Here is a 24,552-nt window from a genome sequence, read left to right as displayed (position 1 = left end):
GGGTCGGCTCAGCCGCCGGCATCGAGCGTGAAGCCGGCGTGTCGGTCTTGCGCCAGCAGGACCTTGAGCTGTTCCAGCGCGGGCTGCAGCGCGGCCTTCAACGTGAATGGCGGATTGATCAGGAACATGCCGCTCGCCGGCAGGCCTGGGCGCTTGGTTTCGCCGGTGGGCGTGGCGTGCAGCTTGCTCGACTTGATCGTCAGCGTCGCGTGCAGCCAGGGTTTGCCGGCCTTGGTCGCCATCGTCTTCAGCCGGCGTGGCAGGTCGTGCGCTTCGGGCCGCGGAATGATCGGGTACCAGACCGCGTAGGTGCCGGTCGCGAAGCGCTTGAGCGATTCGCCCACCAGGTCGAGCACGCGGCCGTAGTCGCTCTTGATCTCATAGCTCGGATCGCACAGCAGCAGCGCGCGCCGCGACGGCGGCGGCAGGAACTTGGTCGCGCTGCCGAAGCCGTCCTCCCGCAGCACCGAGATCTGCCGGCCCGCTTCGAGCTGGGCGATGTTCGCGTCGAGCGTCTTGGCATCGGTGGGATGCAGTTCGAACAGCTTGAGCTTGTCGTGATCGCGCAGCAGGTGGTGCGCGATGAAAGGCGATCCCGGGTAGACGCGGGCACCGCCCTTCGGATTGAAGTCCTTCAGCACGTCGAGGTAGCGCGCCAATGCGGGGGCGGGCTCGGCCAGTGCCTTGGCGCGTGCGGCGGCACCGGGCGGTGCCTTCGCGCCGGGCTCCGCCGGCACTTCCGGCGTGGGCGACAGCAGCCGCAGCACACCTTCGGCCGCCTCGCCGCTGGTGCCGGCGTAATCGCCGTCGAGCCGGTAGAGGCCGGCGCCCGCGTGGCTGTCGACCACCGTGAGCGCAGCGTCCTTCTCGAGCAGGTAGTCGAGCGTGGCAATCAGCACCGTGTGCTTGAGCACGTCGGCGTGGTTGCCGGCATGGAAGGCGTGGCGGTAACTGAACATGAGGGAATTCCGGATGAGGTCGTCGCTGTCCGATGTGCAACATCGGAAAGGCAACAACTATTTACAAACGAGGGAAACGGTGAGTCCGTGGAATGGGCGATTTTGGGGCCTCGCGGGCCCGGCCGCGATTTTCGCGTGCGAATGCGGGGTCGCGGGCAACATCCCTTCATTGGCGACCGCGTCCGGGCTGCGATCGGTGCGGGGACGAGGCCACCTGCCACCTGTGTCCTCTACCTGTCCCGCCTGAGCACAGGGGCGGCTCACGGTCGGTTGCCTGAATCGGGTGCCGCATCATATAATCGCGGGCTTCGCAGCGTTTTTGGCCCCGCGGCGGAGGAATTCACCCACCTAAGAGATTCCCAGCAGAGGAACACCGACCGTGGAAAAGGGCCAGCCAAACCCTCTTCAAAGAGAAAACTCATGAAAACGTTCAGCGCCAAACCCGCTGACGTGACGCACGAGTGGTTTGTGATTGACGCGACCGACAAGGTCCTCGGACGAGTAGCCAGCGAAGTTGCTCTCCGTTTGCGCGGCAAACACAAGGCCATTTACACGCCTCACGTCGATACCGGTGACTTCATCGTCATCATCAACGCAGCACAGCTGCGCGTCACCGGCGCCAAGTCGATCGACAAGGTGTACTACCGTCACTCGGGCTACCCGGGCGGTATCACGGCGACGAACTTCCGCGACATGCAATCCAAGCACCCAGGCCGCGCCCTGGAAAAGGCTGTCAAGGGCATGCTGCCCAAGGGCCCGCTGGGTTACGCCATGATCAAGAAACTCAAGGTCTACGGTGGCGCAGAGCACCCGCATACCGCCCAGCAGCCCAAAGCGCTGGAAATCTAAGGAGCCTTGAGAATGATTGGTGAATGGAACAATGGCACCGGCCGTCGCAAATCCAGCGTCGCTCGTGTGTTCATCAAAAAAGGCAGCGGCAAGATCACGGTCAATGGCAAGGACATCCAGGCCTATTTCGGCCGGGAAACTTCCATCATGATCGCGAAGCAACCGCTGTTCCTCACGAACAACGTCGAAACCTTCGACATCATGATCAACGTCAATGGCGGCGGTGAATCGGGCCAGGCTGGCGCGGCGCGCCACGGCATTACCCGTGCGCTGATTGACTACGACGCAACGCTGAAGCCCGTGCTGAGCCAAGCTGGCTTCGTGACGCGCGATGCGCGCGAAGTTGAACGTAAGAAGGTCGGCTTGCATTCTGCTCGTCGCCGCAAGCAATTCTCCAAGCGCTGATATTCACCGCTTCGAGTCGACAGAGCCGCCTTCGGGCGGTTTTGTTTTTTTGAAGCCCGCACTGCCATCGACGTCTAATCCGCTGCGCCGGCTTGCAAACGTCGATTGCGATAGCATCTGTTTTCTGCGTCACCGAACGCACCCCACCGGAGTTGATCATGAGTGCTGTTGCCGAAACCATCCAGACCCCGACCCAGATGCCCGAGCCGATCGTCTTCACCGACAGCGCTGCGGCCAAGGTTGCTGACCTGATCGCCGAAGAAGGCAATCCCGAGCTGAAGTTGCGCGTGTTCGTCCAGGGTGGCGGCTGCTCCGGCTTCCAGTACGGCTTCACCTTCGACGAAATCACCAACGAAGACGACACCACCATGACCAAGAACGGTGTGTCGCTGCTGATCGATGCGATGAGCTACCAATATCTGGTCGGCGCCGAGATCGACTACAAGGAAGATCTGCAAGGCGCCCAGTTCGTCATCAAGAACCCGAACGCCACCAGCACCTGTGGCTGCGGCTCGAGCTTCTCGGCCTGATCGGTTCCCGGCGGCGCATGACACCAGCGTCTGTGCCGCATCCATCGAAACCGCCTGAGGGCGGTTTTTTTGCGTCCTGCATCGTCCTCCACCGGCACTTCGCGCATGTCTTCTGAAACCACCGCCCGCAAGAGTTTGCTGTGGCTCGTCGCCGTCGGCTTCTTCATGCAGACGCTCGACGCGACCATCATCAACACGGCGCTGCCGGCCATGGCCGCCAGTCTGGGCGAAAGCCCGCTTCGAATGCAGTCCGTCATCGTGGCCTATGCACTCACGATGGCCATGTTGATACCCGCTTCGGGCTGGATTGCCGATCGCTTCGGCACGCGCCGGGTGTTCTTCGGCGCCATCGTGATGTTCGTGCTGGGCTCGGTGGCCTGTGCGCTGTCGCAGAGCCTTGGCCAACTGGTGGCGTCTCGCGTGCTGCAGGGCCTGGGTGGCGCGCTTCTGTTGCCGGTCGGGCGCCTTTCGGTGCTGCGGACGGTGCCGCGCGACCAGTTCCTTCAGGCGATGAGCTTCGTGGCGATTCCCGGGTTGATCGGGCCGTTGATGGGCCCCACGCTCGGAGGCTGGCTCGTGCAGTACGCGTCCTGGCACTGGATCTTCCTGATCAACGTGCCGGTCGGGCTGCTGGGCTGCATCGCCACCGTGCGCTTCATGCCGGACATTCGCGGTGTGGTGGCGCGGCGCTTCGATGTCATCGGCTACGGCATGCTGGCGGTCGGCATGGTGACCATCTCGCTCGCAGTCGACGGCGTTGCCGAATTGGGGTTGCGGCAGGTGAGCGTGCTGGTGCTGATGATCTTCGGCTTCGCCTGCCTGGCAGGCTACTGGCTGCACGCTGCGCGCCGGCCGGAGCCGCTGTTCTCCCCGCTGCTGTTCAAGGTGCCAACGCTCAGCATCGGCCTGATCGGCAACTTGTTCTCGCGGCTGGGCAGCGGCTGCATGCCCTTCCTCGTGCCGCTGCTGCTCCAGGTGTCGATGGGATATTCGCCGCTGCATGCCGGCCTGATGATGTTGCCCATCGCCATGGCCGGCATGACCATGAAGCGTTTCACGACGCCATTGATCCAGCGGCATGGCTACCGCACCGTCCTGGTCGTGAACACCATGCTGGTCGGGCTCACGATGGCGAGCTTTGCGCTGTCGACGCCCGGTCAGCCCGTGGTGCTGCACATCGTGCAACTCCTGCTGTTCGGCGCGGTCAATTCGCTGCAGTTCACCGCCATGAATACCGTCACGTTGCGTGACCTCGACGGGAGCATGGCCAGCAGCGGCAACAGCCTGCTGTCGATGGTGCAGATGCTGGCGATGAGCCTGGGCGTGGCGGTCGCGAGTTCGGTGCTGGGCGGTTACACGGGCATGTTCGGGACGGCGCTGGCCGTCGACACGCTGCATGCATTCCAGGCGACCTTCGCGACGATGGGCTTGATCACGTTGGCTTCGGCGTTGATCTTCTGGCACCTGCCGGCGGAGGCGCGTGCGGTGCAGCCGTCGCAACCCGAGGTATCCGGGCAGGGCTGACGCCTGCCTCGCCTCGCTGCTGGCCCGGTGCGGCCGCGCAGGCCCTCCGGTTCAGGCCGGATAGATGGCGCCCAGCACGCGATCGCCGCGTGCGCCGGTCACACTGGCGAGGTTGCCTGGCTCGCGCCGAAGCGTTGCACGTGCAAGCCAGGCGAACGCGGCGGCTTCAACCTGCTGCGGAGGCAATCCACGCTGAGCGGAAGACACGACCGTGACGTCAGGAAGCATGGCCTCCAGCCGCGTCATCAGATATGTATTGAGGGCGCCGCCACCGCAGACGACGAGTGTCCGGCAGGCGGGGCCATGGCGCTTCAACTCCGTCGCGCAGGCGGCCGCGGTGAATTCCGCAAGCGTCGCCTGCACGTCGGCCGGCGCTGCCGGCAAGCCGCTCAGCTGCTCGGACAACCAGCCTGGATTGAACAGGTCGCGACCGGTGCTTTTCGGCGGCAGCTTGGCCAGAAAGGGTTCGGCGAGCAGGCGGGCCAGCAATTCCGGCAGTACGCGGCCACTGGCAGCCCAGCGTCCGCTGATGTCGAAGGGTTGGCTGGTATGCCGGTCGCACCAATAGTCCATCAACGCGTTGCCGGGGCCGCAATCAAAGCCCAGCACCGATCCGCCAGCCAGCCGAGCCGGCAATACGCTCAGGTTCGAGATGCCGCCCAGGTTGAGCACCGCGACGGCTTCTGCCGCCTGTCCGAACAGCGCATGGTGGAAGGCCGGAACGAGTGGCGCGCCCTGACCGCCTGCCGCAACGTCGCGGCTGCGAAAGTCGGCCACGACATCGATGCCGGTGCGCTCCGCAAGCAGGGCGGCATTGTTCAGTTGCAGCGTGTAGCCGATGCCATCGAACTCGCCAGGGCGGTGCCGCACGGTCTGGCCGTGCGCGCCGATGGCAGCGACCTCGCCAGCCGGCAACCCTGCCGCTTGCAGCAATTGTGCGGTGACGTGCGCATACACCTCCGCGAGGCCGTTCGACGCCAGGGCTGCGCGATGGAGCTCGTCGCTTCCACGCGGTGCGTTCAGGGCGAGGAGTTCTGCGCGCAGTGCTGCGGGGAAGGGGGCAGTCGCATGGGCCTGCACTGCCATGCGGCCTTCCGAGAAATCGGCGATGACGCCATCGACGCCATCGAGGGATGTACCCGACATCAGGCCGATGAAGTACTCAGCCATGGCGGGATAAAGAGAAAGACGGGGCGCGCCAGCGGATCGGCGCGCCGGCCTCAGTCTGCGCTGGCCTGGATCACCGAGAAGGCCGCGGCCAGTTCGGTGCGCGTGGCTTGCGCCAGTCGATCGAAGGCCGGACGCGACGCCGCTGCGATCGGCGTGCCGCCGCTGTCCTGCTTGGCGACGTTGGCGGGATCGGTGTAGATGCCGTTCACACGGAGTTCGAAATGCAGATGCGGGCCGGTTGCCCAGCCGGTGGAGCCCACGGCGCCGATGAACTGGCTCTGATTCACGACCTGGCCGACGCGGACGTCGATGCGGCTCAGGTGGGCATAGACCGTTTCCTGGTTGTTGCGATGCTTCAGGATGATCACGTTGCCGTAGCCGTTCTGCTGGCCTGCGAATTCCACGGTGCCATCGCCGACGGCACGTACCGCGGTGCCGGTCGGCGCTGCGAAGTCGATGCCCGTGTGCTTGCGCCAGGTGTTCATGATCGGATGCAGGCGCATCGCGAAGCCGCTGGAAATACGCGAGAACTCGACCGGCGAGCTCAGGAAGGCGCGCACCAGACTGTCGCCGTTCGGGCGGTAGTAGGCGCCTTTCTTGCCGGGCTCCTGGAACCACAGCGCCTGATGGATCTTGCCGTTGTTCTCGAATTCAGCCGAAAGCACGCGACCGGTGCGCATGGTCTGGCCGTCGGCCTCGAAGGTCTCGTAGACCACCGCGAAGCGATCGCCCTTGCGCAGGGTACGGAAATCCACATCGCCCGAGAAGACGTCGGCCAGTTGGCTGGCGATGGCGTCCGGGATGCGGGCCTCGTCGGTGGCAGCGAACAGCGAACTGCGGATCACGCCGCTGGCCAGCCGGCTCGCCGACGTGAGCGCGTCGTCTTCGGTGGTCACCGCGAAGGTGCTGCCGGTGCGGCTGACGACCAGGCGCTTGAAGCTGCCGTCCGTGCCGGGCATCCAGCGCGCGCTCAGGCGTTGAAGCGAATTGTCGCGTCCGGCCTCGGCCGTCACGGTGCGGCCGACACGGCTCAGCAGTGCGTTGCGCGCCTCGGCATTCCCGCGCACGAAGGCGGCGGCAGCCGGATCGGCGATGCCCAGGCGCTTCAGCAGCGCTTCGATCGTGTCGCTCGAACGGGTGGTTTCGGTCCGGAACAGGGTGAAATCGTGGGTGTCGAGTGCCTCGGTCTGGTCGGCGAACGGTACGGCGCGGACGGCTTCCAGCACTTGCTTGACCGGGAGGTCGGCTGCGTCAGGGCCCAGCGAGGCCACTGCGAAAGCGCCACCGCCCGCACAAAACAGGAGCGTGCCGATGGCTGCGGCAATGTGTTTGGGGTACGTACGGAAGGTGTGGGCCACGCGTGAAGCAAGCAACTCCTCGGCGGCAAGAATGGCGTTGATCAACGTCTGAAAATCCCGTGTCGATTCGGCAAATCTGTGCTGTAGGACCTCGTGCAACGAGGTGGCAGGACAGTGCGGAAGAAGCGCCGCTTAGAATCCGGCGCTTGAAATGTCGGGCTCAGTATAGCTTCGGCGCTTGAAAATGAGGCAGAAAGCCCAATGAATTCCGAGCCTGTTACACACAAAGAAATCTCCGAACTTGTAGGACGCGCACTCGACATTTCCCTCCGCGGGACTGACGAACTCCTGCCCCAGGAGGAGTGGATCCGCAAGCTCCAGCGCTCCGAGGCAACGGGCACGCCGTTGCGCATCAAACTGGGGTTGGACCCGACTGCGCCCGACATCCACATCGGCCACACCGTGGTGCTGAACAAGATGCGCCAGCTCCAGGATCTCGGCCACACCGTGATCTTCCTTATCGGCGACTTCACCACCACCATCGGCGATCCGTCCGGCCGCGACACCACGCGCCCGCCGCTCACGCGCGAACAGATCGAGGCCAACGCCCAGACCTACTACCGCCAGGCCAGCCTGGTGCTCGATCCGGCGAAGACCGAGATCCGCTACAACTCCGAATGGAGCGACCCGCTGGGCGCGCGTGGCTTGATCCAGCTGGCCTCGCGCTACACCGTGGCACGCATGATGGAGCGCGACGACTTCACCAAGCGTTTCAAGGGCGGCCAGTCGATCGCGGTGCATGAATTCCTCTACCCGCTGATGCAGGGCTACGACTCCGTGGCGCTCAAGAGCGACCTCGAGCTCGGCGGCACCGACCAGAAATTCAACCTGCTCGTGGGCCGCCATCTGCAGCAGGAATACGGCCAGGAACCGCAGTGCATCCTGACCATGCCGCTGCTTGAGGGGCTGGACGGCGTCCAGAAGATGTCGAAGAGCAAGGGCAACTACATCGGCGTGGCCGAGGAGCCGAACGCGATGTTCGCGAAGGTGCTTTCGATCTCTGATGAACTGATGTGGCGCTGGTACACGCTGCTGAGCTTCCGTTCGCTCGCCGAAATCGCCGCGCTGAAGGCCGAAATCGAGGGCGGCCGCAACCCGAAGGACGCGAAGGTCGCGCTCGCCAAGGAAATCACCGCACGCTTCCATAGCGCCGCGGCGGCGGAGGCGGCCGAGCAGGACTTCATCAATCGCAGCAAGGGCGGCGTGCCGGACGAGATCCCGGACGTTGCGCTCTCCGGCGCGCCGCTGGGCATCGCGCAGTTGCTGAAGCAGGCGGGCCTGGCGGCGTCGACCTCCGAAGGCAACCGCCTGATCGACGGCAACGGCGTGCGCATCGACTCTGCGGTCGTGAGCGACAAGGGCCTGAAGCTCGACGCCGGCACCTACGTGGTGCAGGTCGGCAAGCGCAAGTTCGCCCGCGTGACGCTCGGCTGAAGCGCCGCATCCGCGCGGCTGGCAGGCCGTGAGGCTGTCATCGCCGCGTCATGGCGTTGCCACGGGCGGGTCACGCGCCGGCGTGACCATCTCCGTCCATGCAACGCGACGACGCCCTCCTGCGCGCATGGCGCGACACCGCCGAACGTCCTCCGGAACCGGAGGAAGAGCTCACGCGCGCTCCGCTGCGCTTCCGGACGCTCTGGATATCCGACCTGCATCTGGGCACGCCGGGCTGCCAGGCCAAGGCGCTGCTGGATTTTCTGCGGCACACCGAATGCGACACGCTGTTCCTGGTCGGCGACATCATCGACGGCTGGCAGCTCAAGCGTCACTGGTACTGGCCGCAGGCGCACAACGACGTGATCCAGAAGCTGCTGCGCAAGGCGCGCAAGGGCACGCGCGTGATCTTCATCCCGGGCAACCACGACGAATTCGCGCGCAAGTACCTGCAGCACAACTTCGGCGGGATCGACGTCGCGGAGGACTGGATCCACGAGACGGCCGACGGCCGGAAGCTCTGGATCATGCATGGCGACCTGTTCGACGGCGTGATCCAGTGTGCGAAGTGGCTGGCCTACGTGGGCGACTCGCTCTATGAATTCACGCTCAAGCTGAACCGGCACCTCAACTCGCTGCGCGCGCGCATGGGCCTGCCCTACTGGTCGCTGTCGCAATACCTGAAGCTGAAGGTGAAGCGCGCCGTGAGCTACGTCGGCGATTTCGAGAGCGCCGTTGCGCGCGAGGCGCGCAAGCGTGGCGTGCAGGGCGTGGTGTGCGGGCACATCCACCATGCGGAGATGCGCGACATCGACGGCATCCTCTATTGCAACGACGGCGACTGGGTCGAGAGCCTCACCGCGCTGGCCGAGCATGCCGATGGCTCGCTGGAAATCCTGAACTGGGCTGAGCACATGCCCGTCGGCGCGCGCGGCATGCATGGCGCACGCACCGCCACTGCGGCCTGACCTCGTCTGAAACCCTGCCGACGGCCGTCGGCTGGTGGTGCGATCAGCGGACCTCGATCGTCACGCGCCGATTGCGCGGCTCGTTGACGTTGTCGGCGGTCGGCACGGCGAGTTCACGCTTGCCACGGCCGATCGCCTCGGTGCGTTGCACCGGGAAGTTGCGGTCCACGAACAGCTGGCGGACCTGCTGAGCGCGCTGGCGTGACAGCGTGTCGTTCTGCGCGGTGCTGCCGGTGGTGTCCGTGTGGCCCGTCACGAGCAGCTCGCCGCCGCTGCGGGCCAGGGCCGCAGCGAGCGCCTCGGTCATGGTCTGCTGGGATTCGCGTGTCAGCACCGTGCCGCCGGTCTCGAAATACACGGTGAAGCGCAACGGTGCCGGCGGCGCCAGTTCGAACAGCGCGCCGTTCTCGGCACGGATCTTGTCGGGATCGGCGGCGTCCACGGTGGGAGCGCCGGTGGCACCCGACAGCGCGGTGGCGCGCTGGTAGGGCCGGGCGAGGGTTTCCTGTCCACCCTTGGCGCTGACCACCACGGCGGACGGTTTCCCGTCGGCCTGGGGCAACAGGATCACCCGGGTGCCCAACTTGGGCGTCGAACAGGCGGCCAGCAGGGCGGCCAGCAGGCCGGCGGCGAGCAGTCGGTAGAAGTTCATGGCTGGTCGTCCGCCTGCACGATGAAGTCGGTGCCGCGAACGCCGATGGTGGCGGTCTGGGTCTCGACGCGAACTGCCTCGGGATGCGCCTTGCCGATCAGTCCGGTCACCATGCGCAGCGAGCCGCGCAGCAACGTGACGAGCATGCCGCCTTCCTGGGTGGTGGTGTCGAAATGGAAGTCCTTCAGGTCCAGCCGCGAGGAGGGGCCGACGATCAGTGTGGTGCCGTCGCGCAGTACGACGCCTGCGCCGGAATCGACGCCGGTGACGAGCCGATCGATCGGTGCCATCACGTCGCCGGCGGCGGCCGGACGCAATGCGCCGTTGGCATCGAGCATCTGGACGTCGCCGCGCACCGACTTGACGATGCCGGCGACCGGGTCTGCGGACGGGGCCGTCTGCGCCAGCGCTGCGGTGGCAGACAACGCCAAACCGCACAGCAGGGGCAGGATTCGGGATTTCATGGAGCGCTCCGGGGAGATGGACGACGATCGCTGCAGGTTCGGGCGATGTCGGACGGGCGTTATCTTACTTGTGTCGAATCGTGATAATTACGGCGTCCATGTCAATTCGTGAGTTTCGGCTCTGCCCGTGAAGTTATCCACATCCTCTTCGGTTCGCCCCGGCGCCTGGAGCCCCAATGCGCTGCTTCGGCTGTCGATCGCGGTCGCGCTGCTGACCATCGTGCTCAAGGGCTGGGCCGGCTACATCACGCACTCGATGGGCTTGATCTCGGACGCGATGGAGTCGTTCGTGAATCTCGCCAGCGCGATGTTCGCCCTTGCCATGGTGACGATCGCCGTGCGGCCCGCCGATGAAGACCATCCGTACGGACACCACAAGGCCGAGTACTTTTCATCCGGCTTCGAAGGCATCCTGATCATCGGCGCGGCGTTGGCCATCTGCTGGGTCGCGGTCGGGCGGCTGCTCGCGCCGCAGCCGCTGGAGCAGCTCGGCTGGGGCCTTGCGCTGTCGGTGCTGAGTTCGGGCTTCAATGGCGCGCTGGCCTTCTTTCTCTTTCGCGCCGCGCGCCAGCATCGCTCGATCGCCCTGGAAGCCGATGCACGGCATCTCGTCACCGACGTCTGGACCTCGGCTGGCGTGGTCGTCGGCATCGCCGCCGTCCACGTCACGGGCTGGCTCTGGCTCGACCCGTTGCTGGCGATCGGCGTGGCGCTGAACATCGTGCGCGAAGGCGCCCACCTGGTCTGGCGCTCGTCCCAGGGGTTGATGGACGAGGCCATGGAGCCCGACGCGCGCGCGGCATTGCAAGGCACGCTCGACGGTTTCAGCGCGCGGCCGGGCGATGGCGCGCAGCTGCGCTTCGACGATCTCGTGACACGGCGCGCGGGTCAGCGGCGCTTTGCCGACCTGCACATGCACGCGCCCGGCGACTGGTCGCTGCAGCGCGCGGCGGCGCTGCGCGACGAGGTCGAGCTGGCGCTGATGGACGCGGTGCCGGGCCTGCGCGTCACGATCCAGCTGCTGCCCTTGAACATGGAGGCGCGGGCCGTGCAGGCCGGCGAAGACGCATGAAGGCCGTGATCCAGCGCGTGCGCGAGGCGCACGTCGACATCGAGGGCGTGACGGTCGGTGCGATCGGCCAGGGGCTGCTCGTGCTGCTGTGCGCCGAGCGTGGCGACACCGACGCGGTGGCCGACCGCGTGCTGGCCAAGCTGCTGAAGCTGCGCATCTTCTCGGACGAGGCCGGCAAGATGAACCGCAGCGTGCAGGACGTCGGCGGCGGCTTGTTGCTGGTCAGCCAGTTCACGCTGGCGGCCGACCTGAGCGGCGGCAACCGGCCGAGCTTCACGCAGGCCGCGGCGCCCGACGAGGGTCGCCGGCTCTACGACCACGTCGTCCGGCAGGCGCGCGCGGCGCATCCGGTGGTCGCGACCGGCGTGTTCGCGGCGGACATGCAGGTTCACCTGGTCAACGACGGGCCGATCACCATCCCGCTGCAGATGAACTGACGCGGCCTGCGCGTTTCAGTACGGGTTGCGGATGCCCAGGCCCGCGAGGATCTCGGTCTCGTAGGCTTCCATTTCCTCGGCGTCCTGCTCGCTGGTCTCGTGGTCCCAGCCCTGGGCGTGCAGCGCGCCGTGCACCAGCAGATGGGCGTAATGCGCGGCCAGCGTCTTGCGCTGCTCTTTCGCCTCGCGTGCGACCACCGGTGCGCACAGCACCAGGTCGGCCATCACCAGCGGGCTCTGCGCGTAGTCGAAGGTCAGCACGTTGGTCGCGTAGTCCTTGCCGCGGAATTCGCGGTTGAGCTGCTGGCCCTCTTCGGCGTCGACGATGCGCACCGTGATCTCGCCATCCAGCGCGAGCGCATGGCGGATCCAGCGCGACACGCTGTGGCGCGGCAGCGCCGCGCGGTGACGTTCGACGCCCTTGAAGCGCGCGAACTGCAGCGACAGGCTCAGTGCGGGCATGGCCATGTCACTCGTCCCCGGTGGAGCGGCCGTCGGCGCGCTTGCGCTGCCCGTCGTACGCATCGACGATGCGCGCGACCAGCGGATGGCGCACCACGTCCGCGCTCGTGAAGTGCGTGATCGCGATGCCCTTGACGCGGCGCAGCACGCGCTCGGCGTCGATCAGGCCGCTCAGCTGCTGCTTGGGCAGGTCGATCTGGCTCACGTCGCCGGTGACCACGGCCTTGGCGCCGAAGCCGATGCGGGTCAGGAACATCTTCATCTGCTCGGGCGTGGTGTTCTGCGCCTCGTCGAGGATCACGAAGGCGTTGTTGAGCGTGCGGCCGCGCATGAAGGCCAGCGGCGCGATCTCCAGCGCGTTGCGCTCGAAAGCCTTCATCACCTTGTCGTAGCCCATCAGGTCGTAGAGCGCGTCGTACAGCGGCCGCAGATACGGGTCGACCTTCTGCGTCAGGTCGCCGGGCAGGAAGCCCAGGCGCTCGCCGGCCTCGACCGCCGGCCGCGTCAGCACGATGCGCTGCACCGCGCTGCGCTCCAGCGCATCGACCGCACAGGCCACCGCGAGGTAGGTCTTGCCGGTGCCGGCCGGTCCGATGCCGAAGGTGATGTCGTGGCTGGCGATGTTTTCGAGGTACGTCGCCTGCGTCGGCGTGCGGGCGCGCAGGTCGGCGCGGCGCGTGGCCAGCATCGGGCCGACCTCGCCGCTCTCGGTCATGCCCGAGTCGCTCGCCAGCGTGAGCTGGACCACGGCCGGATCGATCGGCCGCTCCGCCAGTTCGTAGAGCGCCTGCAGCACTTCCATCGCTTGGTTGGCGATGGCCTTGGGGCCGTCGATCTTGAACTGCTCGTGGCGGTGGGCGATCTTCACGCCCAGCGTGTCTTCGATGCGCCGCAGGTTGGCGTCCATCGGGCCGCACAGGTGGCCGAGGCGCGCATTGTTCAGGGGCGTGAAGGTGTGGCGAACGATCAAAGGATAATTCCGGCTCTAGAAGGGACACGCATGATAGGCAAATTGACCGGCACGCTCGCCGAACGCAATCCACCGCAGGTGGTGGTCGACTGCAACGGCGTCGGCTACGAGGTCGACGTGCCGATGAGCACCTTCTACAACCTGCCGCACACCGGCGAGCGCGTGTCGCTGCTCACGCACTTCGTGGTGCGCGAGGACGCCCAGATTCTCTACGGCTTCGGCACCCATGCGGAACGTGCGGCCTTCCGGCAGCTCATCAAGATCTCCGGGGTCGGCCCGCGCATGGCGCTGGGCGTGCTGTCGGGGCTCAGCGTGGCGGAACTCGCGCAGATCATCACGCTGCAGGACGCGGGCCGGCTCGTGAAGATTCCGGGGATCGGCAAGAAGACGGCCGAGCGCCTGCTGCTCGAACTCAAGGGCAAGCTCGGCGCCGACATCGCGCTGCCGGCCCACGCCGCCACCGACGACCAGGGCGACATCCTGCAGGCGCTGGTCGCGCTGGGCTACAGCGACAAGGAAGCGGCCGCGGCGCTCAAGGTGCTGCCGAAGGACGTGAGCGTGAGCGAAGGCATCAAGCTGGCGCTGCGGGCGCTGGCCAAGTGAGTCGCCGGGGCGGGTGGCGCACCCGCCTGCGGCACATCGCCGCGACGGCGCGCGCCGTTCATCCGCGCGGCGAAGCGCCGCGCTGGGTGACGCTCTGGCAGCGGCTCGATCCGCGACAGGCGTCGCCCGAAGCGGATGCGCTGCTCGGGCGGTTCGCCTTGCTGTGCAGCGTGCCGATCATGCTGGCGCACGGCGCCGCCGGGCTGGTGTACGGCCACCTGGCCATGCTCACGCCGCTGGGTTTCATCGACATGCCGGGCGCTTGCGCATGGCTCACGGCAACCGGGAGTTTCGCGCTCGCCCTGGCTGCGGCCGACTGGCTCCTGGCCGGCGACCGTCCGGTGCCGCCGCAGCCGCGCAGCGTCATGACCTCGCACACCATCTGGCTGGCGCCGGGGCGGCCGTTGCGGCAGGTCGAACTGAAGACGGCGCTGCCGCCGGTGCCCGCACCGGCGTCGTGGCACCAGCGGCTGCGTGCGGCCTGCCTGATCGTCGCGGCGATCGCCTGCGCCTCGGCGCTGGCCGGGCGAGCGCTGATGGCGCTCGGGCTCGACGCCTTCGCCCGGCCCGTGATCGCCTTCGTGCCACATGCCGAATGGCCGTTGTGGCCGCTGCAGCCGGCGTGGCCCTGGCTGCTTCCGTTCGCGCGTGACGACTTCGTGCTCGGCCTGATCGGCATCGGCGCCGCGTTGTTCTTCTTCTGCCAGTTCCTGGCATGGCGCAAGGTGCGCCGCGCCTGGCTGCCGCTCGGCGTGATCGGTCCGCTGCTGGTCGCGCTGGCCCACCTCGGGTCGGCGGCATACGACTTCTCGGCGGCACGCGGGCTCGGTGGACTGCGCGACGCCGGCCTGCTCGCCGCGCTGGCGAGCGATCCGGGCCGGCACAACGTCTACACCTTCCTCAGCCTGTGGATCGCGATCGGTTGCGTCGGCGTCGCCCTGCCGTTGGGCTACCTGCTGGGCCGTTCCGAGTCACTGGACGATTGAGTGGGCGTCGCGCCGGCGATGCCGTCGGGACGCCTCAGGGCACCCAGCCGTAACGCAGCGCGTGGAAGAACACCGGCGCCGCGAAGATCACCGAATCCAGCCGGTCGAGCATGCCGCCGTGGCCTTCGATCATCGTGCCCCAGTCCTTCACGCCGCGGTCGCGCTTGATGGCCGACATCACGAGGCCGCCGAAGAAGCCCATCACGCAGATCACGAACGCCATCAGCGCCGCCTGCCAGGGCGTGAAAGGCGTGATCCAGTAGAGCGCCGCGCCCATCGCGGTGGCGCTCGCCACACCGCCGATCAGGCCTTCCCAGGTCTTGGACGGCGAGAGTTCGGGCGCGACCTTGCGCTTGCCCAGCAGCTTGCCCCAGACGTACTGCAGCACGTCGCTGCCTTGCACCACGATCACGAGGAAGGCGATCAGCAGCAGGTTGCGGCCTTCGAAGCCGGGGATCGGCAACGTGATCAGCGCGGGCACGTGGCTGATGCAGAACACGCAGATCATCAAACCCCACTGGACCTTGGACGTGCGTTCCAGAAAGCGCTGCGTGTCGCCGCCGACGGCCGCCAGGATCGGCAGCACCAGGAAGGCGTAGACCGGGATGAAGATCGAGTAGAGGCCGTACCACTCGATCCAGATCAGGAAGTACTGCGCCGGCAGCGCGATGAAGAAGGCGACCGCGATGGCCGCATGATCGCCGCGCCGGGTGTAGGCCAGGGTGATGAACTCGCGCAGCGCATAGAACGAGATCAGGTAGAACAGGACGATCACGCCGCCCTTGCCGAAGGCGAAGGCCAGGCCGATGACCGCGACCATCACCCACCACGCGTTGACGCGCGAGTTCAGGTTGTCGATGACCGCATTCGGCTGGCCGTGCGCCACGCGCCACTTGAGCATGGCGCCGATCGCCGAGGCCAGGATCAGCACGGCCGCGACACCGCCGAAGAGCTTGAAGGTCGTTGGATTCATCGGCGTTTCAGGTGGCGGTCTTGTCGTGGTCGGGGCGCAGGTCGAGCATCGCGGCGCGCGCCCGGTCCATGAAGGCGCGTTTGTCTTCGCCGTCGCCCAGCACGAGCGGCGTGCCGTAGCGCACCGAGCAGGCCAGCGGGATCGGCACCAGCGTGCCCTTGGGCAGCACGCGCTTGAGGTTCTCGATCCAGACCGGCACCAGCCGCACCTGCGGGCAGGCACGCGCCAGGTGGTAGAGCCCGCTCTTGAGCGGCAGCATCACCTCGTCGCCGGTGTTGCGCGTGCCTTCGGGAAACATGATCAGCGAGTCGCCGGCATGCAGCGCTTCGGTCATCTGCTCGACCGGGTTGGCGGGCGCCGCGCTGGCCCCGGCCGCGCCGCCGGTGACAGCGCCTACGCCGTTGCCGACGCCGCTGCCGTCGCGCCGGATCATCAGTGCGCGGAACACGTCTTCGCCGATGAAGCGGCGCAGCGCAGAGGCCTCCCAGTAGTCCTGACCCGCGACCGGCCGTGTGAGGCTGCGCAGGTCGGGCGGCAGCGTGGCCCACAGCAGGACGAAGTCGCCGTGGCTCGTGTGGTTGGCGAAGTAGAGCGTCTGTTCGGCCTTGGGCTCGGTGCCGGACCAGATCGCGCGCACGCCGGTCAGCAGGCTCGCCGCGCCGACGATCAGCTTGGCGGCGACCACGGCCGCCGCTCGCCGCGCATGGGTCCGGAAGCCGTGTATGTCGGTCGTCATTGCAGGTCCTGCGTGAGCAGCGCCAGCAGGAACATCGCCGTCTGGCAGGCGACCGCGATGCCGTGGCGCTGCACGATCTGGCGCGTGCCCAATACGCGGTCGTCCAGCGAACGCGGCGTTTCGGGCGCGAGCCGCAGGCCGAGTCGCTGCAACGCGCCGTCGAGCGCCGGCAGCGAGGCGATGCGGCCATCGGCCAGCGCATCGAACAGGCCGATGTCCAGTCGCAGGCGCAGCGCGAGATAGCGTTCCAGCACACCGATGATCACGACCGCGCCGAAGCCCATGCACGACGTGGTCGACAGCGAGCGGCCGGTGAGCGCCAGCACGCCGAAGGCGATGCCGCTCAGCACCAGTCCCCAGACGGCAACCACGCCGGTGGCGCGCAGCAGGCTGGCGGTGGCCGCGCAGAGCGCGCGTTCGGGGTCGGTCATGACGGGTCTTTCCGGGTGGCGTGGTCGAGGGCGGCGCGCCAGGCCGGCCGCAACACGATCTGCGGCCGGGCCTCGCGCACCCGCGTTTCCGCCCGAGTGTGGCTCAAGGCGCCGTGCAGCCGAAGCCAGCCGAGCACCGCCGCCGCGCTGCGCGAGAAGCCGAGCGCGCAGCAGATCCACACAGGTCGCGTGGCGTCGCCAAGGCGCTGCCGTTCGATGGCCGCGATGGCGCGCCGCAACTGTGTGGGCGGCGGCACGACCAGGTCGAGCATCGGCACGCAGCGCGCGTCGGGCACGCGCGGCAGCTGCAGCTCGGCGCAGAGGCCGACCAGCCGCGGTTCGCCCGCGGCGCGCCATTCGGCCGGCGTCGGGATGCGGCCCAGCCGCACGCCGGGCACCACCTCGACCGAGGCCGGCAGCCGGCGTGTCCAGAGCCAGGCATTGAGCGCCGCCCCGGCCCGGTAGGGGCCGAGCAGCCAGCGCGCGGCCCAGCGCATCTGGCCGTGCCGGTCCATCTGGAAGCCGCGCGCGCCGAAGCCGATGTAGTTCAGCGCGACCAGCGCCAGCGACGCAGCCGGCCATCCGAGCCACAGCGCACCGCCGCCCAGCGACAGCGCCACGGCCAGGCAGCCGAGCGCGCCTGCCGCGTACAGCGCACCGAGCTTCCAGCGCTGCGGATCGCGGGTTGTCCGCCAGGCGCATGGCATCGACACGCCGCGTTCCACCGGCCAGAGCCAGACGCAGAACACGCCCAGCAGCGCACCGGTCGGGATGTCGATGAAGTGGTGCTGCCAGGTCGTGAGCACCGACGCGCAGATCGCGAAGGCCCAGACGTGCAGCACCGCACGCGCCCAGCGCGCATGGATGAAGCGGCGGTACCAGTCCCACAGGATCACTGCCAGCGCGATGTGCAGCGACGGTGCCTGGTTGAAGGACTGGTCGAAACTGCGCAGCGCGTCGAACAGGAACGCCGGCGGGCCGCTGACCGGCGGCACGCCGAAGCTGAAGCGCAGCGGCCACAGCAGGAAGCAGCTGACGGCGATCACCGTGGCCGTGACGAGCCGGGCCGCATGGCGATCGAGCGTGTGGCGGTCGCGCGCCAGGAACAGCGACAGCGCATAGAAAGCGTTGATGGTCCAGTACGGAAAGATCGTCCAGGGCCAGAAAGGCACTGCGCGCTCCCACGCGAAGGCCATGGTCGGCACCTCCGCGCGCGAGGCGGCAAACCAGTTGGCGAAGCCGTAGGTCGCATAGAACAGCGGCCCGAGCAGCAGCAGCCATGCGGCGGCGCGTCGCCAGGGGCGTTCGGCGAACCAGCGCGTCGCCGCCGAACTCACGGACCGGTTCTCACGGCCAGCGACACGGTGAAGATGCCCCACTCGTCCACGCGCTGGGCGATCTTGCGGAAGCCCGCGGCCTCGACCAGCTGGTCCATCTCGGCCTGCGTGCGGCGACGCATCACCCAGGCCTCGCCCTGTCGGTGGCTGGTGAGTGCGCGCGCGATCATCTCGAGCTGCGGATGCCAGGGCTGGCCGGTGTAGACCAGGTAGCCGCCGTCTTCCACCGCGTCGCCGACACCGGCCAGCGAGCGGCTCACCATGTCGTTGTCGGGGAACAGCTCGTACAGGCCGGACACGACCGCCAGCGTCGGCCGCGGCGTGATCGCGCCGAGGCTGCGCCGGTCGAAGGCGTCGGCCTGCACGAAGCGGGCGATGTCCTGCAGCTCGCGCTCGGCGATCAGCTTCTGGCCGTCGCGCACGTTGATCTCGCTGTAGTCGCGCAGCAGGATCGAGGCGGTGCGCACCGGGCTCGCCGCTACCGCGTCGAGCACGTAGCGGCCGTGGCCGGCCGCGATGTCGAGCACGCGCACTTCGCGGTGCTTGCGCACCAGGCGTTCCATCGCATCGCGCAGCAGCTCTTCCACATGGACCTTGCGTTGGCGGATACCGCGCCAGCCGATGGAATCGAGATAGGTCCTGTCGATCGAGCGGCCGAGCTTGCCGTTGCCGGCCGGCTGGTTGCGGTAGACGTAGTCGAGCGTGCTGCCGGAATCGAAGCCGGTGTCGTGGCCCAGCTTGACGCCTTGCGACAGCCGGCCGCCGAAGCGCAGGCTGGCGCGCGTGAGTGCCCAGTAGGCGCCGCGCGGCGACCAGGGCGACAGCGGCGTCGCGAGTGCGCGCGACTCCTCCGCGGTCTCGCCGGCAAGGTGCGCCTGGCGCAGGTCGACGGGCGCCGGCGGCGCATCGAACAGCTGCAGCACGAAGGCGCGGATCGCCTGTACGGCGGGCGCGCGGTCCTTCTCGCCGAGCGTGTCGTGGAAGAAGCCGGGCAGCTCGAGCTTGGTCTTGACCGCGCTGCCGAGCCGCTCGAAGAAGCGCCGCTGCGGCTTCTGGTGCACGACCCAGTCGGCGCCCGAGATCAGCAGTTGCACCGGCAGCGTGATCGCGTTGGCATCGGCCACCACGCGGTCGGCCGCCTCGTACAGGCCGAGCAGGATGTTCACTGCGATCGGCCGCGAGATCAGCGGGTCGCGTTCGTAGCTCGCGATGCGTCCGGGGTCGTGCGTGAGGAACTTCGGCTTGACGTAGCTGTTGACGTAGAACAGCCCGCGCAGCTTGTGCATGAGCCCGAGCCCGGTGCGCGCGAAGGGCACGTACAGCTTCACCTTGAAGGCCGGTGACGCGAGCGTCAGGCCGCGCACCTGGGGTGCGTAGTCGTGCGCCCAGGTTGCGACCAGCACCGCGCCCACGCTCTGCGCGACGACGTGGATGTCGGACTGCGGCACGCCATGTGCGCTGCCGATGTGTTCGATGAAGGTCTGCACGTCGCGCACCGAGGTCGCGAAGCTCGGGCTGTGGCCGCGCGGGCCGGGCGACAGGCCGTGGCCGCGGGCGTCCCAGGCGAAGAAGTCGAAGTCGGGCAGGTCGAGCTCGTCGACCAGGTGCGCCATGCGCGCACCGTGCTCGTGGCCGCGGTGGAACAGCACGATCGCACCGCGACGGGACGCGCCGGTGGCCGGCCAGTGCCGATAGAACAGGGAGACGCCGTCGTGCGTCTGGAAGTGATGGTCGTGGGAAGTGCGTGAAGCCATGGGCTCCTGTCTGGGAAAGGTGGAGGGCTCAGTCACCGGCTTCGGCCAGCGCCCGGCGGATGCGGTTGACGACGGTCCAGCCGGCCAGCAGCGCGAGCAGCGGCATCAGCCAGGCGGACCAGGGAGGAAGCGGGCCGCCCAGGGCGATATAGAGCCCGAGCGCGCCGAAGACGAAGGCGCGGTCGCTCTTGCCGAGCGGCCCGTCGTAGCGACGCGAGGCGCCGACCGTCGGGCCGAGTGCACCGGCGAATTCGCCGAGTCCGGCGAGCACGATCACCGTGCCGATCCAGAACGGGCTGAAGGGCGCGACCAGCACGAAGGGCAGATAGAGCGCCGCGTCGGACAGCACGTCGGTCAGCTCGTTGAGGAAGGCGCCGAGCCGGCTCTGCTGCCCATGCTCGCGCGCCAGCATGCCGTCGATGGCGTTGAAGGCCATGCGCAGGAACATCCAGAGCGGTATCAGCGCGAAGGCGGCGCGCGGTGGTGTGGCGAAGAACAGCCACAGGCCCAGTGCCACGGAGATGGCGCAGGCCGCCAGGGTCACCTGGTTGGCCGTCAGGCCCGCGCCGTGCAGCCCGCGCACCAGGGGCCGGAGCAGCGCCTGGAAGCGTGGCTTCAGTGCATAGATCGACAACCGCGTCCCCCTGTTGTTTCTTGTAGGGGGCGGATTCTGCCGCAGCATTTCGCCTGCGCTTGTCGGCGGGCGCCCTATTGCGTGACCCGATGTGACAGCCTTTGGCGGCGACTAAACTCGTTCGACAACGCACCGACCATGACCATCCAGACCGACGACTTTGCCCCGACGCCGCCGCGCGTCGTGTCCGCCGCACCCGCCTCGCCCAACGAGGAGGCGATCGAGCGTGCCTTGCGTCCGCGGTTGCTCGATGAGTACGTCGGCCAGGCCAAGGTGCGCGAACAGCTCGAGATCTTCATCGGCGCGGCCCGCAAGCGCGGCGAGGCGCTCGACCACGTGCTGCTGTTCGGACCGCCCGGCCTGGGCAAGACCACGCTGTCGCACATCATCGCGGCCGAGCTTGGCGTGAACCTGCGCCAGACCAGCGGGCCGGTGCTCGAGAAGCCGAAGGACCTGGCAGCGCTGCTGACCAATCTGGAGCGCAACGACGTGCTCTTCATCGACGAGATCCACCGTCTGAGCCCGGTCGTCGAGGAAATCCTCTATCCCGCGCTGGAGGACTACCAGATCGACATCATGATCGGCGAGGGGCCGGCCGCGCGCAGCATCAAGCTCGACCTGCAGCCCTTCACGCTGGTCGGCGCCACCACGCGGGCCGGCATGCTGACCAACCCGTTGCGCGACCGCTTCGGCATCGTGTCTCGGCTGGAGTTCTATACGGCCGAGGAGCTGGGGCGCATCGTCACGCGCAGCGCCGGGCTGCTCAAGGTGCCGATGGACGCGGCCGGCGGCTTCGAGATCGCGCGGCGCTCGCGCGGCACGCCACGCATCGCCAACCGGCTGCTGCGCCGCGTGCGCGACTATGCCGAGGTCAAGGGCCAGGGCCGCATCACCGAAGACATCGCGCACAAGGCGCTCGCCATGCTCGACGTCGACCCGCAGGGCTTCGATCTGATGGACCGCAAGCTGCTCGAGGCCGTGATCCATCGCTTCGACGGCGGTCCGGTCGGGCTCGACAACATCGCGGCCAGCATCGGCGAGGAGTCGGGAACGATCGAGGACGTGATCGAGCCCTACCTGATCCAGCAGGGGTATCTGCAGCGCACGCCGCGCGGACGGATCGCCACGCTGGCCGCCTACCGGCACCTGGGCGTGGCACCGCCGCAGCGCGACGGGGACATCTTCGGCGCCTGAAGCGCTTGTCGCCCGGGCCGGTCGCGCGCGTCAGCTCCCCGGCAGCGCGGCCTTGCTGACCGCGCGCCCGACGCGCTGGAAAATGCCGCCGGCTTCCTTGTTCTCGTCGAGATCGGCTGCGCAGGTGGTCACGACCACCGCATGCCGGCCGCCGTCCTGCGGGTTGATCACACCCATGTGGCAGGCGCGCCTGTACTGCGTGCCGGTCTTGTGGATGAACTTGACGTTGCGCGGCAGGCCGCCCTGCAGCCGGTAGTCGCCGAGGCTGTCGAAGCTCATGTCGGTGAACAGCACGCGTGTACTTTGCGGCGACAGCAGCTTGCCGCGCACCAGCTGTTCGAGCATGTTTCCGTAGGCTTCCAGCGTGGCCGAATTGACCTCGGTCCGGTAGTAGCGGTCATAGGCCTCGTCGATGGTCTTCGCCTGCAACTGGTCCTTCGGCAGGTTCAGCGTGCGGCGCACGTTCTCGACGCGCTGCGGCCCGAGCGGTGCCGCCGCGATCTGCACCAGTTGCAGGTTGGTGAGCTTGTGTGCGTCCGGATGCATCTGCTCGTACACCTCGTAGCGAACCTCCGCCATCGTGGTGAACTTGTGCACGCCCGGGCCCATCGTGTCCGAGGCCGTGCGGTTCAGGTTGTCCAGGCCGACGGTGCGGATCAGCAGGTTGGTCGCGGTGTTGTCGCTCTCGCGCAGCATGCGCTTGAGCAGCGAATCGATCGGGTACGACGTGCCAGTCTGCTGCCAGGCCAGCGCGCCCGATCCGTCGACCTTGTCGCCTTCCTGCAGCACCAGCTTGTCGCCGAGCTTGAGCTTGCCGGCGTCGACCTGCTTCAGCACCGTGATCGCGACCGGCACCTTCACCGTCGACGACAGGTACCAGAGCTTGTCGGCGTTGTAGTTGAAGCTCGCACCGTCGGCCAGCCGCTTCACGTAGACACCGAGGCTGCCGGGCGATTCGCGGTCGATGCGCTCGATCTCCTGGCGCAGCGTGTCGTCCCAGCCGGCCGCATGGGCGAACTCAACGGTCGGCAGCAGCGCGCACAGGCACAGGGCCTGGAGCAGCATCGCAATGGGGCGCATGGGTGACTCCTTCGGTGAGCAGGCCGGATCGGCAGATGGCGGCACCGACCTGCCGCAAGGCGAGGTCGGCGCGGGTGACGGAAATCTCGTCGCGCGTGCAGGCGACCACGATCACGCGCTGCGTGTGGCCCGGGCGGGTATTGCTCACGATGCCCGAGTCGCAGGTGCGGCGCAGCTGGGTGCCGGTCTTGTGCGCGAAGTTCACCTGCGCCGGCAGTCCGGCCTTGAGGCGGTTCGGCCCGGTCGCGATGCGTTCCATCAGGCCCAGCAGATAGCGCGTCGATGCCGGCCCGATCGCCTGGCCGTTCGCGAGCTTCTCGAGCAGGTCGGCATAGGCATCGAGCCGGCCCGAGTTCAAGCCGCTCGCGTAATACGCCGAAAAGGCGGCGCCGACCGAGCGCACCCGGAACTGCGACACCGGCACGTCGAGGATGCGGCCGAGCAGCTCGGCGCGCTCGGCGTCGGTGCGCTGCTGCTTCAGCAGCAGCAGGTCGCGGCCCTCCAGGTGCCGCGCGGCCGGCGTCATGTAGCCGTAGGCCAGGCGGCGCACGTCGGCCAGGCTCGTGATGCGGTTGAAGCCATCGGGCACCAGCGACTCGACCAGCGCGTTCACCTCGCCGATGCCGACCAGGTCGATCAGCATGTCGCTCGCCGTGTTGTCGCTGTGGATGATCATCTGCTCCATCAGGAAACGGATGCTGAGCTGCGTGCCGACCGGCCGGCTGTTGGTGAGGCCGGCGCCATCGACGTAGTCGCCGGCGCGCAGGGTGAGCTGCGTGTCGAGCGTGAACTGGCCTTGTTCGATGCGGCGCAGCACGGCGATGGCGACCGGCACCTTCACGGTCGAGGCGAGGTACCAGGTCTCGCGCGCGCGGTAGGACGCCGACGCGCCGCTGTCGAGGTCGCGCACATACACGCCGATGCCGGCCGGGTTGGCGGCCTCGACCTTGGCGAGTTCAGCCTGCAGGCGAGGAGCCCAGCTGTCGGTCTGGGTTTGTGCCTGAGCCAAGGGACCCCAAGCCAGGGTCGCCGTGAACGTGAAGGCGATCGAGGCTTTCGCGACAAGCGCGTGGAGCGGACGGCAGGGGAGCTGAAGCGATAGGCGCAATGCGAGGACCATTCGTCGAGTGGGAAGGGTGCGCAGCGGGTGGCGATGGTCGGGGGTCTCGCCGACCGTTGACCCGGGTTCGTGGGCTTCGCCCTGCCTGCACTTGTCTCAAAGCTTGCAATGCAGCGGCGGACGCCGCGGTCGGACAGCGCCTGATTCGACGGTCGGTGTGGTGTTTTGAACGCCATCACTTCCTCCAGGGCTGCGTGCTGCGTGGTCCGCAGCAGGGCGATGTCTTCCAGTGTCTGCTTGCGAGGTGCCGGGAGCGTGCCGCAACTGGAGAGATCCGAACGTTGTTCCAGACAAAACAAAAGGGGTTACGTTCGCACGTAACCCCTTCAATTGACTGGTGGCTCTTCACGGAGGAAAGGCCAAATTCCAGAAAGTCCTTGAATATCAAGTACTTGCGAACCCGTGACGGTCAGAAGTGGTACGGGATTCGTGACACCAACCGTATCACGT

Annotated in this window: 26 protein-coding genes; 11 read left to right on the top strand and 15 right to left on the bottom strand. The window is 67.6% G+C overall.

Annotated features, from left to right (window positions below):
• Positions 1-8: 8 nt before the first annotated feature.
• Entirely contained in the window at positions 9-959 is a 951-nt protein-coding gene (locus AC07PZ_RS19060; RefSeq protein ID WP_495296699.1) for a 23S rRNA (adenine(2030)-N(6))-methyltransferase RlmJ, read from the bottom strand.
• A 420-nt stretch (positions 960-1,379) separates the two neighbouring features.
• On the opposite strand from AC07PZ_RS19060, the gene rplM reads away from it, so the two are divergent.
• From rplM to mdtD, 4 genes are all read left to right on the top strand, one after another.
• The gene (gene rplM / locus AC07PZ_RS19055; protein ID WP_495296698.1) at positions 1,380-1,808 is read left to right on the top strand and encodes a 50S ribosomal protein L13; all 429 of its coding nucleotides are present in this window, start codon (positions 1,380-1,382) and stop codon (positions 1,806-1,808) included.
• 12 nt (positions 1,809-1,820) lie between these two features.
• Positions 1,821-2,213, top strand: a complete 393-nt coding sequence (rpsI, locus tag AC07PZ_RS19050; protein WP_495296697.1) for a 30S ribosomal protein S9 — start codon at positions 1,821-1,823, stop codon at positions 2,211-2,213.
• A 158-nt stretch (positions 2,214-2,371) separates the two neighbouring features.
• Positions 2,372-2,743 carry an iron-sulfur cluster insertion protein ErpA gene (gene erpA / locus AC07PZ_RS19045; RefSeq protein WP_183027375.1) on the top strand — a complete coding sequence of 124 codons (372 nt, stop codon included), beginning with the start codon at positions 2,372-2,374 and terminating at the stop codon, positions 2,741-2,743.
• A 105-nt stretch (positions 2,744-2,848) separates the two neighbouring features.
• Positions 2,849-4,267 carry a multidrug transporter subunit MdtD gene (gene mdtD, locus AC07PZ_RS19040; protein WP_495296696.1) on the top strand — a complete coding sequence of 473 codons (1,419 nt, stop codon included), beginning with the start codon at positions 2,849-2,851 and terminating at the stop codon, positions 4,265-4,267.
• A gap of 51 nt (positions 4,268-4,318) precedes the next feature.
• Here mdtD and AC07PZ_RS19035 read toward each other — a convergent pair whose 3' ends face one another.
• Entirely contained in the window at positions 4,319-5,437 is a 1,119-nt protein-coding gene (locus AC07PZ_RS19035) for an anhydro-N-acetylmuramic acid kinase (protein ID WP_495296695.1), read from the bottom strand.
• A gap of 50 nt (positions 5,438-5,487) precedes the next feature.
• Positions 5,488-6,840, bottom strand: coding sequence for a M23 family metallopeptidase (locus tag AC07PZ_RS19030; protein WP_495296694.1), 1,353 nt, complete (start codon positions 6,838-6,840; stop codon positions 5,488-5,490).
• Positions 6,841-6,996: 156 nt separating this feature from the next.
• Between AC07PZ_RS19030 and tyrS the strand changes: the two genes are divergently transcribed.
• A complete protein-coding gene (gene tyrS, locus AC07PZ_RS19025) occupies positions 6,997-8,229 on the top strand; it encodes a tyrosine--tRNA ligase (protein ID WP_495296693.1) in 1,233 nt (410 codons plus the stop codon).
• Positions 8,230-8,327: 98 nt separating this feature from the next.
• On the top strand, positions 8,328-9,197 hold the full coding sequence (locus AC07PZ_RS19020) for a UDP-2,3-diacylglucosamine diphosphatase (RefSeq protein ID WP_495296692.1): 870 nt from the start codon (positions 8,328-8,330) through the stop codon (positions 9,195-9,197).
• 43 nt (positions 9,198-9,240) lie between these two features.
• Here the strand turns inward: AC07PZ_RS19020 and AC07PZ_RS19015 are convergent, their stop codons facing one another.
• Both AC07PZ_RS19015 and AC07PZ_RS19010 read right to left on the bottom strand, forming a co-directional pair.
• A complete protein-coding gene (locus AC07PZ_RS19015; protein ID WP_495296691.1) occupies positions 9,241-9,849 on the bottom strand; it encodes an OmpA family protein in 609 nt (202 codons plus the stop codon).
• The gene (locus AC07PZ_RS19010; RefSeq protein WP_495296690.1) at positions 9,846-10,313 is read right to left on the bottom strand and encodes a FecR family protein; all 468 of its coding nucleotides are present in this window, start codon (positions 10,311-10,313) and stop codon (positions 9,846-9,848) included. The genes AC07PZ_RS19015 and AC07PZ_RS19010 overlap by 4 nt, the downstream gene beginning before the upstream one ends.
• Before the next feature lie 127 nt (positions 10,314-10,440).
• On the opposite strand from AC07PZ_RS19010, the gene AC07PZ_RS19005 reads away from it, so the two are divergent.
• Both AC07PZ_RS19005 and dtd read left to right on the top strand, forming a co-directional pair.
• Positions 10,441-11,385 carry a cation diffusion facilitator family transporter gene (locus AC07PZ_RS19005; protein ID WP_495296689.1) on the top strand — a complete coding sequence of 315 codons (945 nt, stop codon included), beginning with the start codon at positions 10,441-10,443 and terminating at the stop codon, positions 11,383-11,385.
• Positions 11,382-11,822 (top strand): D-aminoacyl-tRNA deacylase, encoded by a 441-nt coding sequence (gene dtd / locus AC07PZ_RS19000; protein ID WP_495296688.1) that lies wholly within the window; start codon positions 11,382-11,384, stop codon positions 11,820-11,822. The genes AC07PZ_RS19005 and dtd overlap by 4 nt, the downstream gene beginning before the upstream one ends.
• Positions 11,823-11,837: 15 nt before the next feature.
• Here the strand turns inward: dtd and ybeY are convergent, their stop codons facing one another.
• Together ybeY and AC07PZ_RS18990 are read right to left on the bottom strand one after the other, a co-directional pair.
• Positions 11,838-12,290, bottom strand: a complete 453-nt coding sequence (ybeY, locus tag AC07PZ_RS18995; RefSeq protein WP_495296687.1) for an rRNA maturation RNase YbeY — start codon at positions 12,288-12,290, stop codon at positions 11,838-11,840.
• A gap of 1 nt (position 12,291) precedes the next feature.
• Positions 12,292-13,254, bottom strand: a complete 963-nt coding sequence (locus AC07PZ_RS18990) for a PhoH family protein (RefSeq protein WP_495296686.1) — start codon at positions 13,252-13,254, stop codon at positions 12,292-12,294.
• 30 nt (positions 13,255-13,284) lie between these two features.
• On the opposite strand from AC07PZ_RS18990, the gene ruvA reads away from it, so the two are divergent.
• Together ruvA and AC07PZ_RS18980 are read left to right on the top strand one after the other, a co-directional pair.
• Positions 13,285-13,857, top strand: a complete 573-nt coding sequence (gene ruvA, locus AC07PZ_RS18985; protein ID WP_495296685.1) for a Holliday junction branch migration protein RuvA — start codon at positions 13,285-13,287, stop codon at positions 13,855-13,857.
• Positions 13,854-14,843, top strand: a complete 990-nt coding sequence (locus AC07PZ_RS18980; protein WP_495296684.1) for a hypothetical protein — start codon at positions 13,854-13,856, stop codon at positions 14,841-14,843. The genes ruvA and AC07PZ_RS18980 overlap by 4 nt, the downstream gene beginning before the upstream one ends.
• A 34-nt stretch (positions 14,844-14,877) precedes the next feature.
• Here AC07PZ_RS18980 and AC07PZ_RS18975 read toward each other — a convergent pair whose 3' ends face one another.
• Genes AC07PZ_RS18975 through AC07PZ_RS18950 form a run of 6 tightly spaced genes read right to left on the bottom strand, consistent with a single transcriptional unit; the run spans position 14,878 to position 20,708 of the window.
• Positions 14,878-15,816 (bottom strand): phosphatidate cytidylyltransferase, encoded by a 939-nt coding sequence (locus AC07PZ_RS18975; RefSeq protein ID WP_495296683.1) that lies wholly within the window; start codon positions 15,814-15,816, stop codon positions 14,878-14,880.
• A 7-nt stretch (positions 15,817-15,823) separates the two neighbouring features.
• A complete protein-coding gene (locus AC07PZ_RS18970; RefSeq protein WP_495296682.1) occupies positions 15,824-16,552 on the bottom strand; it encodes a lysophospholipid acyltransferase family protein in 729 nt (242 codons plus the stop codon).
• A complete protein-coding gene (locus AC07PZ_RS18965; RefSeq protein ID WP_495296681.1) occupies positions 16,549-16,983 on the bottom strand; it encodes a hypothetical protein in 435 nt (144 codons plus the stop codon). Before AC07PZ_RS18965 ends, AC07PZ_RS18970 begins: the two co-directional genes overlap by 4 nt.
• Positions 16,980-18,320, bottom strand: a complete 1,341-nt coding sequence (locus AC07PZ_RS18960; protein WP_495296680.1) for a phosphatase PAP2/dual specificity phosphatase family protein — start codon at positions 18,318-18,320, stop codon at positions 16,980-16,982. Before AC07PZ_RS18960 ends, AC07PZ_RS18965 begins: the two co-directional genes overlap by 4 nt.
• A complete protein-coding gene (locus AC07PZ_RS18955) occupies positions 18,317-20,074 on the bottom strand; it encodes a bifunctional alpha/beta hydrolase/class I SAM-dependent methyltransferase (RefSeq protein WP_495296679.1) in 1,758 nt (585 codons plus the stop codon). The genes AC07PZ_RS18960 and AC07PZ_RS18955 overlap by 4 nt, the downstream gene beginning before the upstream one ends.
• Positions 20,075-20,102: 28 nt before the next feature.
• Positions 20,103-20,708 (bottom strand): CDP-alcohol phosphatidyltransferase family protein, encoded by a 606-nt coding sequence (locus AC07PZ_RS18950; protein ID WP_495296678.1) that lies wholly within the window; start codon positions 20,706-20,708, stop codon positions 20,103-20,105.
• A gap of 138 nt (positions 20,709-20,846) precedes the next feature.
• Between AC07PZ_RS18950 and ruvB the strand changes: the two genes are divergently transcribed.
• Positions 20,847-21,902: a Holliday junction branch migration DNA helicase RuvB gene (gene ruvB / locus AC07PZ_RS18945; protein ID WP_495296677.1), complete on the top strand. Its 1,056-nt coding sequence runs from the start codon at positions 20,847-20,849 to the stop codon at positions 21,900-21,902.
• 30 nt (positions 21,903-21,932) lie between these two features.
• On the opposite strand, the gene AC07PZ_RS18940 is transcribed toward ruvB, so the two are convergent.
• Together AC07PZ_RS18940 and AC07PZ_RS18935 are read right to left on the bottom strand one after the other, a co-directional pair.
• Positions 21,933-22,982, bottom strand: a complete 1,050-nt coding sequence (locus AC07PZ_RS18940) for a serine hydrolase (RefSeq protein WP_495296676.1) — start codon at positions 22,980-22,982, stop codon at positions 21,933-21,935.
• Positions 22,921-23,991 (bottom strand): serine hydrolase, encoded by a 1,071-nt coding sequence (locus AC07PZ_RS18935; protein ID WP_495296675.1) that lies wholly within the window; start codon positions 23,989-23,991, stop codon positions 22,921-22,923. The genes AC07PZ_RS18940 and AC07PZ_RS18935 overlap by 62 nt, the downstream gene beginning before the upstream one ends.
• Between the last annotated feature and the right edge of the window lie 561 nt (positions 23,992-24,552).

The organism is Variovorax sp. GW821-FHT10B04 (assembly GCF_059415645.1).
The sequence above is the reverse complement of the archived record's forward strand: the minus strand, read 5'-3'. Positions and strand labels throughout refer to the sequence as shown.